General features: G+C 71.7%; 8 protein-coding genes. 3 read left to right on the top strand and 5 right to left on the bottom strand.

The features are described from left to right. Positions 1 to 13 precede the first annotated feature (13 nt). The 3 genes from ABJI51_RS24770 to ABJI51_RS24760 form a co-directional block, all read right to left on the bottom strand. Positions 14 to 2,809 carry a beta-galactosidase gene (locus ABJI51_RS24770; protein ID WP_348953791.1) on the bottom strand — a complete coding sequence of 932 codons (2,796 nt, stop codon included), beginning with the start codon at positions 2,807 to 2,809 and terminating at the stop codon, positions 14 to 16. Positions 2,810 to 3,002: 193 nt separating this feature from the next. Next, on the bottom strand, positions 3,003 to 3,791 hold the full coding sequence (locus ABJI51_RS24765) for a hypothetical protein (RefSeq protein WP_348953790.1): 789 nt from the start codon (positions 3,789 to 3,791) through the stop codon (positions 3,003 to 3,005). Then, the gene (locus ABJI51_RS24760; protein ID WP_348953789.1) at positions 3,788 to 5,092 is read right to left on the bottom strand and encodes a right-handed parallel beta-helix repeat-containing protein; all 1,305 of its coding nucleotides are present in this window, start codon (positions 5,090 to 5,092) and stop codon (positions 3,788 to 3,790) included. Before ABJI51_RS24760 ends, ABJI51_RS24765 begins: the two co-directional genes overlap by 4 nt. 108 nt (positions 5,093 to 5,200) lie before the next feature. Between ABJI51_RS24760 and ABJI51_RS24755 the strand changes: the two genes are divergently transcribed. Continuing rightward, the gene (locus ABJI51_RS24755) at positions 5,201 to 6,262 is read left to right on the top strand and encodes a Dyp-type peroxidase (RefSeq protein ID WP_348953788.1); all 1,062 of its coding nucleotides are present in this window, start codon (positions 5,201 to 5,203) and stop codon (positions 6,260 to 6,262) included. Positions 6,263 to 6,379: 117 nt separating this feature from the next. Here the strand turns inward: ABJI51_RS24755 and ABJI51_RS24750 are convergent, their stop codons facing one another. Then, positions 6,380 to 11,242, bottom strand: coding sequence for an SdrD B-like domain-containing protein (locus ABJI51_RS24750; protein ID WP_348953787.1), 4,863 nt, complete (start codon positions 11,240 to 11,242; stop codon positions 6,380 to 6,382). Positions 11,243 to 11,537: 295 nt separating this feature from the next. Between ABJI51_RS24750 and ABJI51_RS24745 the strand changes: the two genes are divergently transcribed. Then, positions 11,538 to 11,714 carry a hypothetical protein gene (locus ABJI51_RS24745; protein ID WP_348953786.1) on the top strand — a complete coding sequence of 59 codons (177 nt, stop codon included), beginning with the start codon at positions 11,538 to 11,540 and terminating at the stop codon, positions 11,712 to 11,714. On the opposite strand, the gene ABJI51_RS24740 is transcribed toward ABJI51_RS24745, so the two are convergent. Then, positions 11,704 to 12,357: a response regulator gene (locus ABJI51_RS24740; protein ID WP_348953785.1), complete on the bottom strand. Its 654-nt coding sequence runs from the start codon at positions 12,355 to 12,357 to the stop codon at positions 11,704 to 11,706. The two genes, ABJI51_RS24745 and ABJI51_RS24740, sit on opposite strands and share 11 nt — an antisense overlap. Before the next feature lie 35 nt (positions 12,358 to 12,392). On the opposite strand from ABJI51_RS24740, the gene ABJI51_RS24735 reads away from it, so the two are divergent. Further along, the gene (locus tag ABJI51_RS24735; protein WP_348953784.1) at positions 12,393 to 13,073 is read left to right on the top strand and encodes a hypothetical protein; all 681 of its coding nucleotides are present in this window, start codon (positions 12,393 to 12,395) and stop codon (positions 13,071 to 13,073) included. Positions 13,074 to 13,315: the final 242 nt, after the last annotated feature.

Below are 13,315 nucleotides of genomic sequence, written 5' to 3'. Positions count from 1 at the left end.
CTGTCCCCCCGGCCTACCTGAGCCCGCCGGTCCAGTGGTTGCCCAGCGCCACCAGGCTCACCGGCACCGGGCTCCCCGCCCCGCCGTCGGCCGAAACGACCGCCAGAGTGAGCGTGTTCGACGACTTGAGGATTCCGTTCGGCAGCACGAAGTCCCGCTGGGGCCCGCCACTCACGTACTGCCCCATGTTCCACCCGTTCAGGAACACGAACACCCGGTACTTCCCGGCCCGCTCGCCGAACCGCAGCGCGACCGAGACGTCCTGGTCCTTCGGCGTGTCCAGGCGGAACCCCGTGCGGTACCACGAAACACCGGGTTCCACTGTGGACGGCGGGCGGTCCCGCCAGGCCGGTCCGCCCGGCAGGTGCCAGCCCTGGCGCTCGCCGTACAGCCCGCCGGCGTTCAGCGGACCGCGCTCGGCGTCCGCGACCGCTCCCCGGATCTTCCACGCGATCTTCGCGTCGCCGACCGACGCGCCGAACAGGCCGCGTGGCTGCTTGAACCGCGTGTCGTCGGCCGTCCAGTCGTCGTTGTGGCCCATGTTCGTCACCAGCACCGACAGCCGCGCGGGCTGGCCCTTGACCAGGGTTCCCGCCGGGACCGCGAAGTCGCCGCGGCCGGGGTCCGGGTTCACCGGTGCGTCCGAATCCGCCTGCGTTCCGCCTGCCGCCGAGCCGAGGTAGCGGCCGTTGAGCCACACCAGATAGCTTCCGCCCTTGCCCGTGATCGCGTTGAGCGACACCGTCTTCTCGGTTCCGTCGGCGACGAAGTCACCGCGGTACCAGACGTTTCCGTAGTGGTAGCCGTACTCGTCGGCGTAGAGCACCGGCAGCGTCTTGGGCTTGGTCGGGCTCGCGGTCGTCGTCTTGTCCGCGACCGTCCAGCCGTCGTCGCCCGTGGCGGGCGGCTCGGCGCGGTACCGCCAGTCCGTCAGCTCCGGCAACGTCACCGCGCGTGGCCCCGGCAGCGAGCCCAGCAGCGAACCACTCGGGGTGCGGCGCGTGGCGACGTACCGTCCGTCGACGACCAGGTGCCGCGCCGGGGCGAACACCTCCACCTCGCCCGCGGCGTCCGTGTCCGCCCGCAGCGCCAGCCGGTCGCCGTCCAGGCGGGCGTCGCGCACCAGGGACGTGCCGTTGACCAGGACCGGTCCCGCCTCGGTGTTCATCCGCCAGAAGCGGGCCGCGGACTCGTCCGTGCCGAGCAGGAGCAGCAGCGGCGGCCGCCCGCCGCCGGAGACGAGCACCCTGGCCAGCCCGTGGTGGGTGTAGTCCAGGCGCAGGTCCTTGCCGTCGAACGAGCTGCGCACGTCCCCGTCGAGCACCCGGACCGACGGCGCCGACGCGTACCGCAGCACCGTCCTCCCCTGCTCACCTTCGCGCCCGTAGAGCACCGCGACGTCACGGCCGCCCGTGGTCACGTGGGTCAGGATCTCCGACGTCGAGTACACCAGCCGCTGGCCGCCGAGGTCGTAGCCGGCGACGAGGATCTTCGCGTCGCGGCCGCCGACCCGGACCGGGACCTGGTAGTCGCCGTCCGGAGTCGACCAGTCGAGCGTCGTCGTCACGTCGGTGTCCGTGCGGCGGTCCGGATGGCGGACCAGGACGAACTGCGTCCGCGTGTCCGGGTTGGCCCGCGCCTGGGTGAACACGGCCGGGTCGGCGGGCTTCGGCGCCGCCGCCGGGTCGGTCTTGGTCAGCGGCGCCATCGTGGTCATGAAGTAGGCCTGGCGCTTGAACTCGTCGTACTTCGTGGTCAGACCGCGGGACTCGGTGATCGCCGCGCCGTAGTCGTAGGAGGTGTAGACGTCGTTGGGCTGCGGCAGCCAGCCCCACGACGTGCCGCCGTAGAGCATGTAGTAGCTGAACATCGTGGCGCCGCTGCCGATGGCGTTCGACTTGTAGTAGACCTTCATGTAGTCCGGGCCGGTCAGCTCCCGGCACTTGTCGTAGCCGGCCCCGGCGCTGTCGATCGCGCCGCCCTGGTACTCGGCGGCGTAGACCGGGGCGTCGTCCCGCAGCCGCCGCGTGACGCCTTCGCCCCACGTCCCCCACGTGCCCGGGTCGGCGCAGTTGAACGCCTGCGGGTAGTCGTCGACGCCGGGGATCTGGACCGCGCCCGGCCCGGACGACCAGTTCGCGAGGTCGGCGTTGCAGCAGTTGTTGTGCACGATCGGCACGTCGATGCCGTCGGCCCTGGCCTGCTGCTGGATCTGCGTCATGTAGGCCGGGTCGACGTTGACGGCGTACTCGTTCTCGGCGTTGTAGGCGATCACCGAGCCGCCGCGGGTGACCTGGTGGCGGGCGATGATCGGGTTGATCTTGCCGAGCCATTCCCGGTAGGCGGCGGTGTAGCCGGGGTCGCTCGACCGCGCGCGCCCGTCGACCGTCTTGAGCCACGCGGGAAAGCCGCCGCCGGTGGTCTCGGCGTTGATGTACGGGCCGGGCCGGGCGATGACGTACAGCCCGAGCTCCTCGGTCATCCGCAGCAGCCGGTCGACGTCGCGGACGCCGCTGAAGTCGTAGACCCCCGGCGCCGGCGAGTGGTAGCCCCAGTGGAAGTACAGCGAGACGCCGGTGAACCCGGCCGCGCGGATCTTCTCGAGGACGTCGCGCCACAGCTGCGGGCTGGGCAGCCGGAAGTAGTGGAACTCGCCGGACCACAGCAGGACCCGGCGGCCGTCGACGGTGAGCGAGTACCGGTCGTACCCGACGTGGTGTGCCTGCGGGGCGGCGGGCGCCGCGCTCGCCGTCGCCGTGGGGGCGGCGACCAGGCCCAGCAACATCAGGACAGCGACGAAGATCCGCATCGGTACCTTCCCACGTCGGGGCCACAGTGATCCAAAGGAACGGTAAGGCCCCGCCGACGCCCGGCGCAACGCCTTGACCGCGCCCGATCCGCCGCCATAGGGTCGAGCTGTTCCCTTGTGCCATCGACGATATTCGACTCCGGCCGTCGATTTTGTTCGACGTCGCCGACCGGCCACAGTGGACTGAACGGCCTCAGCGGGGGAAGACGGACACCGGGGCGGGCACCGGCGGCCCGGCCGCGGCGAAGGTGACGACGACGGGGTCCGGCCGGTCGCCGATCCGGGCCTCGACCCGGCGCAGTGCGCCACCCGCGTCCAGCCAGTACTGCACCCGCGCCGCGGTCTGCGCCGCGCGGGCGGGCTGCGGGCCGTCGAGCACGTCGACCGGGGTGCCGTCGACGCTGTCGGTGCGGACCCAGCGGGCCGAGCTCTGGCGCAGCAGCTGGACGTTGTCCGGCCGGTCGGTGCCCAGCCCGAGCAGCAGCCGCAGGGCGGTGTCCAGCTCCGGGCCCGGCTGCAGCGGCCGGAAGTGCCAGCGGTCGGGAGGCGGCGGGTCGGTGGCGAGCAGGCCCGCCCCGCCCCGGAACGCCACCGCGGACGGCGTCCACTGGAGCAGACCGGCGGAGGAGTCGTCGTGGCGGCCGCCGGTGCTCATCTCGGCGTAGCCGAGGTGTTCGACGAAGTCGACACGCCCGTGCAGCGCGATCGGCCCGGCCCCGGTCGGCACGGTGGCGGTGAAGTTCGCGGTCCGGGTGCGGTAGTTGGTGAAGCGGACCAGCGCGAGCCGTTCGGCTTCGGCCGCGGACAGCGGCCGGGGCTCCGGGGCGCCACAGGCCGCCACCAGCACCACCGCGGCGAGGGCCACGAGACGGCGGCCCATGCCCTGGCGCCAGGTCCCGGCACCGGACGTCAGGAAAGAGTCGTTCATGACGTCCGGCGTCATGAACGAGTCGTTCATGACGTCCGGCGGGCGGCCGTTCACCGCTTGACCCCCGCATACTCGGCAAGCAGAGCAGGCTCCGGCACGCCGTAACCGGCGAGATCGACCGGCCCCGGCAGGTCGCGCGCGGGCCGTGGTGGGGCCGTCGCCGCGTCCGGGAGGTCCGGTTGCGCGGGTGGTGCCGTGACGTCCGGGAACGGCACTCCGCGTGGTGCCGGCGGCAGGGTCAGCCGCACCCCCGCGGCCGTGGCCGGGTGGGACGGGCAGGCCATCGTCCCGGCTATCCCCGCCGGGGCCGTGCTCGTCAGGACGTTGTCCTGCAGGCAGTTCCCGCTTCCCGGGGCCCGGTCCGAAGCCGCGTACGCCACGTCCACGCCGTTGGCCGACAGCACGTTGCCCACCAGCTGGTTGTCCAGCGGTGCCAGGTCTTCGGCCGACGCCAGCGCGATCCCCGCGCCCGGGTTGCCGGTGACGAGGTTGCGCGCCACCAGGTTGCGCGTGCCGCCCGCGATGCCGATGCCGACGCCGAACCCGCCGTCGGCCTGGGCGGGACTGCCCGGTTCCGCGTTCGACGCCACCACGTTGCCCACGATCGCCGCGTCGCGCTGCGGGACGAACGCCTCCTGGTAGTCGGAGTTCGTCGACACGCCCACCCGGTTGCCGGCGAACCGGTTGCCCACCACGGCCATCCGTCCGGACGCGTTCGTGCCCTCGTAGCCGACGGCGTTGCGCTCGGCGACGTTGCCGCGCACCACGATGTCGCAGGGGCTGCACTGGCCGACGTAGAACCCGGAATCCGCGCTGCCGGACGCGTAGCTGTGCTCGATCAGCCCGTGCTGGGAATCGAACGCGTACACGCCGTACAGCCCGTTGTTGCTCGCGGTCACGTACGAGACGCGGAAGCCCTGCACCGGCGGGAACTCGGCCGGGTTCAGCCGCGTGTAGCCGTCGCTGCCGCGGGCCAGCCCGCCGGACTCGTCGGCCATCCCGGTGACCAGGACGCCGTTGAGCGTGTGGTTGCGGACGGTCAGGTTCTCCACCGCGACGCCGGGCGCGGTGACCACGATCCCGTTGGGGCGGCGGACCTCGCCGTCGAACACCACACGGTTCCGGTCGGTGCCGCGCAGCACCAGGTCGGGCACGGTGACGCGCACCGATTCGTGGTAGACGCCGGGCGAGACGAGCACGAGGTCACCCGGACGGGCGGAGTCCACGGCCTGCTGGACGGTCGGGGCGTCCTGCGGCACCCGGATGGTCGCGGGACCGGCGGTGTCCGGCCGGGGACCGGAAGCGCACCCGGCCGCGGCCAGCACGCAGAGCAGGACGACGGGAAGCGCACGCACGGCGAAACAATAGGAGCACGGGCCGCCGGGATGGCCCAACGACGCGAAATGCCACCTGGTGGAGTGACATCTGTCGTTCCCGGCGGCGGGAAACGGCACAATCCGCGCGTGGTCACTCCCCTGTCCCGCCGTTCGGTGCTGCTCGGCGCGGGCGCCGCCGGGCTGCTGTCCGCCTGCTCCTCCGCCGCCGCCACCGACCCGGACGTGGTCGCCGCCTTCGGCACGCAGCAGGCCGGGATCGCCCGGCCGTCGCCACCGCAGCGGCACGTCGACCTGTCCGTCTGGGACGTTCCCGGCGACGTCCGGCTCGCCCCGCTGCTGGCCGCGCTCGGCAGGCGTGCCGCGGCGCTGTGCGCGGGCGGCGACTCGGCGCTGGCGGACCTGCCCGCCGCCCGGCTCACCGTCACCGTGGGCCTCGGCCCGCGGCTGGTGCCGCCGGGCCTGCCCGGGTCGCAGGACCTGCCGGTGTTCCCCGGCGACCAGGCCGACGACGCGCACCGCGGCGGCGACCTGCTGCTGCAGGTGTGCGCGGACGAGCAGCTGACCGCGGCGCTCGCGGTGACCGAACTGACCGCCGGGACCGGACTGGCCCCGCGCTGGCGGCGGACCGGCTTCCGCGGACCGTCCGCTTCGGACGGTTCCGCCCGCAACGTGCTCGGCTTCGCCGACGGGATCGTGCTGCCCAAGGGCGACGCGGAGCTGGCCGCCAACGTGTGGCTCGACGGCCCGCCCGCGGTCCGCGGCGGCACGATCGCGGTGGTCCGCGCGATGCGGCTGGACACGGCGGCCTTCCACGCGCTGCCGGTGTCCCGCCAGGAGCAGGTCATCGGCCGCCGCAAGGCGACGGCGGAACCGCTGTCCGGCCCGGACCTCGACCTCGGCGCGAAAACCCCGGACGGCGAGTACCTCATCCCGGCGGACGCCCACGTGCGGCGGGCCCACCCGCTGACCGTGGGCGCGGGGGTGATGCTGCGCCGCTCGTACAACGCCGACGACGGCCTGCTGTTCATCTCGTTCCAGAAGGAACTGCGCACGTTCGTGGCCACCCAGCACCGGATGAGCGAAGGCGACGCCCTCCTGAAGTTCGCGACGACAACGGCGTCGGCAACGTTCCTGATCCTGCCGGGCTTCAGCCCGGAAGTCCCCCTCGGCCAAGCCCTCCTCGGCTGAAGCCCACCAGAAAAGCCGTGAATGGCCCATTCACGGACTTGAAGTCTGTGCATGGGCCATTCACGGCTTGACGGTCAAGGGGTGGGCACCCCCGGAAGGGCGCCCACCCCCGTGCGGTCACTCGGTCCGGCGTGCCCGCCGGGCCGCGATCAGCGCGGCGATACCCGCCGCCACGGCCAGGCCGCCGAGGGCGGCCAGCCAGTCACCCGGGAACCCGGTGCTCGACAGCGGCCGGGCCTTGGCCGGGCCCGACGCCGTCAGGAGACCGGCGTCCAGACCCAGGTCCTCGCGCTTCGCCGGGCCGACGGTCACCAGCGGGGTGCACCCGTCGGACGGCTGGGCGTCGGAGTCCCTGGTGTCGTCGGGGCCGGCGTCCGGCTTGGTGAGCTTGCGGTCACCGGTGTCGAAGCACACCTTGTACGACCCGTCGGGCAGGTCGTCGAAGAGGTACTTCCCACCCCGGTCGGTCTTCGTGTCCGCCAGCTGCTTGCCGCTGCCGTCCTTCAGCACCACCGGGATGCCCGGCACGCCCGGCTCACCCGGGTCCTGCAGGCCGTTGCCGTTGACGTCGGACCACACGAAGTCCCCGATCCGGTTCCGCGGCGCGACCAGGCCCGCGTCGAGGGTCAGGTTCTCGCGCTTGCCCACGCCGAGCGGGACGTCCGGGGTGCACCCGGTCGCCGGATCGGCGTCGGAGTCCTTCGCGTCGTCCCCGGCGTTCGGCTTCGTCCACTGGTAACCCGCGTACTGCACGGGCACCTTCGCCCGGTCGAAGCAGACCCGGTACGTCCCGTCGGGCAGGTTGTCGAACAGGTACTTCCCGTCCGGGCCCGTGGTCGTCGTGGCGATCTGCTTGCCGCTGCCGTCCTTCAGCACGACCGTGACGTCCGGCACGCCCGGCTCACCCGGGTCCTGCAGGCCGTTGCGGTTGACGTCGGACCAGACGAGGTCACCCAGCCGGTTCGGCGGCGCGACGAGTCCCGCATCCAGGGTCAGGTTCTCGCGCTTGCCGACCCCGAGCTGCACGACCGGGGTGCAGCCGGTCGCCGGATCGGCGTCCGAATCCTTCGCGTCGTCCCCGGCGTTCGGCTTGGTCAGGCGGTAGTCGGCGACCGGCGCCGGCAGCTGCTTGACGCCGAAGCAGACCTGGTACGACCCGTCCGGCAGGTTGTCGAACAGGTACTTCCCGTCCGGACCCGTCTTCGTCGTCGTGATCTCCTTGCCGCTGCCGTCCTTCAGCACGACCGGAACATCCGGCACACCCGGTTCCCCGGCGTCCTGCAGGCCGTTGGCGTTGCGGTCGATCCACACGAAGTCCCCGAGCCGGTTGCGGGGCTGGACCAGACCCGCGTCCAGGGTCAGGTTCTCCCGCGCACCCGGGCCGAGCCGCACCACGGGCGTGCACCCGCTCGCCGGATCGGCGTCCGAATCCTTCGCGTCGTCGCCGGCGTTCGCCTTGGTCCACAGCCAGTCGGCGTACTGCGCCGGCAGCTTCGTCCGGTCGAAGCAGACCAGGTACGCGCCGTCCGGGAGGTTGTCGAACAGGTACTTCCCGTCCGGCCCGGTGCTGGTGGCCGCGATCTGCTTGCCCGTGCCGTCCTTCAGCACCACCGGAACGTCCGGCACACCGGGCTCACCCGGGTCCTGCAGGCCGTTGCCGTTGGTGTCGGCCCACACGAAGTCGCCGAGGCGGTTCGGCGGCGAGACCAGGCCCGCGTCCAGGGTCAGGTTCTCGCGCTGGCCCACGCCGAGCGGCACCACCGGGGTGCAGCCGGTCGCCGGATCGGCGTCCGAATCCTTCGTGTCGTCCCCGGCGTTCGGCTTGGTCAGCCGGAAATCGGCCACCGGTGCGGGCAGGTGCGCGATGTCGAAGCACACCTGGTACGACCCGTCCGGCAGATTGTCGAACAGGTACTTCCCGTCCGGCCCCGTCTTCGTCGTCGCCAGCTGCTTGCCCGTGCCGTCCTTCAGCACCACCGGCACGTCCGGCACACCCGGCTCACCCGCGTCCTGCAGGCCATTGCCGTTCGTGTCGATCCAGACGAAGTCGCCGAGCCGGTTGCGCGGCGCGACCAGGCCCGCGTCGAGGGTGAGGTCCTCGCGCTTGTCCGGGCCGAGCGTCGTCACCGGCGTGCAGCCGGTGGAGGTGTCGGCGTCGGAGTCCTTCGTGTCGTCGCCGGCGTTCGCCTTGGTCCACAGCCAGTCGGCGTACTGCGCCGGCAGCTTGGTCCGGTCGAAGCAGACCTGGTACGAACCGTCGGGCAGCTTGTCGAACAGGTACTTCCCGTCCTGACCCGTCTTCGTCGTCGCCAGCTGCTTGCCGGTGCCGTCCTTCAGCACGACGGGCACGTCCGGCACGCCCGGCTCACCGGCGTCCTGCAGGCCGTTGCCGTTCGTGTCGGCCCACACGAAGTCGCCGAGCCGGTTCGACGGCCGGATCCCGGCGTCGAGGGTGAGGTCCTCGCGCTTGTCCGGGCCGAGCGTCGTCACCGGGGTGCAGCCGGTGGCGGGGTCGGCGTCGGAGTCCTTCGTGTCGTCCCCGGCGTCCGGTTTCGTCGCCACGTAACCGGCGTACTGCGCGGGCAGCGTCTTCAGGTCGAAGCAGACCTGGTACTGCCCGTCCGGCAGGTTGTCGAACAGGTACTTCCCGTCCGCGCCGGTCTTCGTCGTCGCCAGCTGCTTGCCCGTGCCGTCCTTCAGCACGACCGGCACGTCCGGCACACCGGGCTCGCCCGGGTCCTGCAGGCCGTTGCCGTTGGTGTCGGCCCACACGAAGTCGCCGAGGCGGTCCCGCGGCGCGACGAGCCCCGCGTCGACGGTGTGGTCGACCGAACCCGCCGGGCCCATCGTCACCTTCACGGTGCCGGTGGCCGGGTCGGGATCGGAGTCGAGCGTGGGGTTCCCGCCTGCCTTCGGCACTGTCCACTTGATACTCGACAACGGTGGCGCGCCAGGCAGCGTGGCCGTGTTCACGCCCGAGTAGTCGAACTTCACCGTGTAGCAGGTACCGGCCTTCAGCCCGTCCGCGGCGCCGAAGTAGTACTCGCCGTTGGCCCCGGTGGTCTTCGTGGCCAGTGCCGCTCCGGTCCCGTTGCAGGGCAGCAGCAGCACCTTGGCCCCGGCGACCGCCGGCTCGGCCGGATCCTGGACGCCGTTCCCGTTGGTGTCGAACCACACCCGGTTGCCCAGCTGGACCGGCGCGTTGTCGCACAACGCCTCGAGGTCGGCCAGGCCGTTGGCCTTGGCCCACCCTTCGGTGCTCGAATCGTTGATGAGGTAGCTGTTCGAGTAGTCGGCGTTCATCATCGTGCCCTTGGCCCGGTCGAACCACCCGATGCCGCCGGTGTTGATCGCCGTCGGGTCCATGATCGTCGCGGGCATCCGCGCGGCGGGGTACACGACGGCGATGCCGCCCTGCGCGGTTTCGTTGTGCGGCTTGCCGTGGGTGGTGTCGCTGAAGTACTCACCGGGGTAGTACTCGGCGACGTCGGTCGGCTCGCCACCGCCGTTGGCGTCGGCGGTGTTGTTGCTGGGACAGCCCGCCGACCCTTCCCACACGTAGCTTCCGTTGGCCTGGCGGCAGACCCGGTTCAGGTCACCGCCGCTGACGGTGTCGAACTTGTCGGCCGACGCCGACGACGGCGGCATGTCGTGCCCGCCCTGGTCGCCGAACCGGTCGCGGAAGCCGAGCACGAGGTCGCCCCCGGCCTCGGCGCGGATGTCGGTCAGCAGCGGCTCCGCGTGGGCCAGCAGGTGCCCGGCGCGCGGGGCGGGCGGCTGGTACTTCGACTGCCACGGGTTCCAGAAGTTCGTGTCGCTGCCCTGCCACAGGGTGTCGCCGCGCTTGAAGTCCAGCGGGTGGTCGACGAGGACCGCGCCGAACGTGCCCGCGGCGGCGTCGAAGGCCCGGACCACCACGCGCATGTCGGACAGCTTCTGCGTCGATTCGCCGGAGCACACCCCGCCGACGAAGACGACACCGTCGTGGACACCGAGCCCACCCGGCCGCCAGTCCCCGGCCGCGGGACAGCCCGGGTCCGGAATGGGGTAACTGGCCTTCGGCGCGGTCGCGGTCGCCGCGGTCGCGTCGTAGGTGTAGAGCTTGCGGTCGGCCAGGTTCACCACGAACAGCGTGCTGCCGTCCTCGCTGATCCGCATCGCGCCGAGGCTTTCCTTGCCCACCACGTTCACGAACGGCAGGTCGAAGTCGGTCTGCATGGCGTGCGCGGTGGTGCCGGTGTTCGGCACCTTGGTGAACAGGGAGGTGGCCTTGGTGGCGGTGTTCGTCACGTAGATGCCGCCGGTGCCGCCGGGACCGTAGGCGGTGGCCCGCTTGGCGAACGCGCTGGAGAAGACGCGCTTGTCCTGCTTGCGGTAGGCGATGCCGTAGACCGTCCCGGTGTCACCCTGGGTGGCCAGCTGTGCCGGCTTGGTCGTGGTGCCGCGCGCGGTGAACGGGAAGGTGATCAGCGAGCGCGCCGCGGGATCGATGCCGGGCGCGATGCCGTTGCGCTGGCAGGCGGTGACCAGGTCGGGGTTGTCCTGGCAGTAGTCGGCTGGATTCCACACCCCCATCGTCAGCGCGGCGGCCTTGCCGCCGGAGACGTCGACGAAGTCGGTGAGGCTGCTCAGCGAGCCGCCCGCCGGGGCGGGCTTGAGGTACGGCATGGACGCCGGGATGCTCGCTTCGACGCGGTACTTGCCGCCGGCCAGGCCGGTGGTCGCCACCTTGACGGTGCCGTCGGCGCCGGTGGTGCCGGCGGCCGTGGCGCCCGCGGGGTCGGTGACCTTGACCGGGATCCCGGCCACGCCGGTCTCCAGCGCGGGCTCGTAGTTGCCGTTGCCGTTGAGGTCACGCACCACACGGACGGTCAACGCACCGTCCGAGGCGTCGGCCAGGGCAGGCCCGGCCGTGGCAACCCACGGCACCACTGTCGAGGCGAGCAGGAGGACCGCCCCGAAAGCCAGTTGTCTCTTCAATTTCACTCCACACAGCCGGGCCCGGTCGGCCACTGTCCAATGCAGACGGATGTGGTGAGCTTAGAAGCGGGACAGAGTGAAACACCTGGTGAAGCCGGGTGAATGAACTGCGGCTCTTCGTGATTTCAAACCACCCGATCGAGCGTAGCGTCCCCCACCGGGGGAAGTACGCGCCGTGACCGGCGATACAAAAGGCGTCTCCACCCTGATCTCCACCCGGCGGAGGTCCTCTTCCACCCGGGTGCGGCCCTAGCGTTCTCCCGGTCGCTGGTCGTCGATTGCGAGGGAGCCCGTCATGGGTGAGGTCATCGGATTCATGCTGCTGCGGTACGCCCTGATCGGCGGCGGGATCGTCCTGCTGATCCTGCTGCTCGGCGTGGTCGTGTTCGCCCTGAAGAAGGCGGGGCGTTACGAGCAGGCCAAGCAGTTCGTCGAGCGCCACGGCCGGCGCGACGAGGACCCTAGGTGGTGAGGCCGCGGCTGGTGGCGTAGCGCATGGCCTCGATCCGGTTGCGCACGCCGATCTTGGCGAAGGCGTTGTTGATGTGCGTTTTCACGGTCGCCTCGGCGATGAACAGCTCGGCCGCGATCTCCCCGTTGCTCAGCCCGGTGGCGATCAGGCCGAGCACCTCGGCCTCGCGCGCGGTGAGCCCGTCGGGCAGCGCTTCCCGGCGCGGCCGCCCCGCCCCGGCCAGCGCGGTCGCGACCTGCCGCGAGACGTCGGCGCCGAAGGTCAGCTGCCCGGCGGCCACGGCCCGCAGCGCGGCCCCGATCTCGGCCCGGCCGGCATCCTTGGTGAGGTACCCGCGCGCCCCGGCGGCGAGTGCGCCGGTGATCGATTCGTCGTCGGCGTAGGTCGTCAGCACCACGACGGCGACGCCGGGGTGTTCGCGGGCGAAGCGTGCGGTGGCCTCGGTCCCGTTCAGCACCGGCATGTTGAGGTCCATCAGCACGACGTCGAGCCGTTCCAGCCGCGCGGCCAGTTCGAGCGCGGCGGCCCCGTCGGCGGCCGACCCGGCCACCTCGACGCCGTCGACCAGCCCCAGCAGGGCAACAAGGCCTTCCCGGACGGCCTGCTGGTCGTCCACCACCATCACCCGGATCGGTTCCCCCATGACCGCAGCTTATCGGCGGCCGGAAGAATGGCCGGATGACACTCGACGGAGTGAAACCGCACTGGTGGCGCATCGCCGTCCTGGTGCCCGCGGTGGTCATCGCCGCGTTCTCGTGGAAGCACGTGATCGCCGGGACGTTCGCGCTGCTGCCGGTGGTGGTGTGGTGCTCACTGGCCCGCACGCCCCGCACCGGCTTGGCGGTCGGGGCGGTCCTGCTCGCGCTCATGGCGTGGTTCGTGCTGCCACGCGAACTGGGCCTGGCCGGGAGCTGGGTCCCGGCGAAGATCGAGGTCTACTGGCTCCACACGACGTTGGCGGCAGTCGTGTGCGCGATCGCCGCCCGCCGCGGCGGTGCCCGCCTGGCGTCACTGGTGTGCGCGGGATTCCTCTTCGCTGGGGCCTCCCTGTTCGCGGCGTACGAGGCCCCACCGGGAGACGAGGGCGTCACGCCCGCCCCGGCCCAGCTGGCAATCACCGAGCAGCGCTTCGACTGCGGATCCCACCAGTGCTGGCAGGTCGTGGAGACCGCTGGTACCGGGGCGCCCGAGGTCCTCCGCGAGCACCTGCTGGCCAGGAACTTCACTCCCGCGCCGGCCCTGGACACCCGGGTCTCCCGGTTCTGCCGGACCACGGGCCTGGTGGTGGACCACAAGGTGTGCGCGGACGTCACTTCCTTCGCCCCGGACACGGCCCGCCTGGAGTGGTACGTGAACTGACCTGGATCCAACGATCGGCGCGCGGGCTGAAAGGGACTTTCCTGGCGTCTGACGCGAGGAAAGTCCCTTTCGCCGCGCCAGAGGAGACGAAAGCGCCTTTCAGCCCACCTGGACCACCCAGGCGCACCCCGCAGGTGGCCGGGTGGTCCGGATGGCCGGGTCTGCCGCCGCCAAGAGGTCGTGAGTGGTAATTAGGGGTGTAAACCACCATAAAAACCAACAAAAACCCCCCCCCCCACCCC

Origin of the sequence: Amycolatopsis melonis (genome assembly GCF_040064235.1) — a bacterium.
Lineage (GTDB): Bacteria > Actinomycetota > Actinomycetes > Mycobacteriales > Pseudonocardiaceae > Amycolatopsis > Amycolatopsis melonis.
Note: the sequence above shows the minus strand (reverse complement) of the source record. Positions and strands in the feature narration are given on the sequence as shown.

What these genes read in the sequence shown, in the direction of transcription:
- ABJI51_RS24735 (WP_348953784.1), top strand. Translation starts at nt 12,393, where the DNA reads ATGACACTCGACGGAGTGAAACCGCACTGGTGGCGCATCGCCGTCCTG.
- ABJI51_RS24770 (WP_348953791.1), bottom strand. Translation starts at nt 2,809, where the DNA reads ATGCGGATCTTCGTCGCTGTCCTGATGTTGCTGGGCCTGGTCGCCGCC.
- ABJI51_RS24740 (WP_348953785.1), bottom strand. Translation starts at nt 12,357, where the DNA reads ATGGGGGAACCGATCCGGGTGATGGTGGTGGACGACCAGCAGGCCGTC.
- ABJI51_RS24745 (WP_348953786.1), top strand. Translation starts at nt 11,538, where the DNA reads ATGGGTGAGGTCATCGGATTCATGCTGCTGCGGTACGCCCTGATCGGC.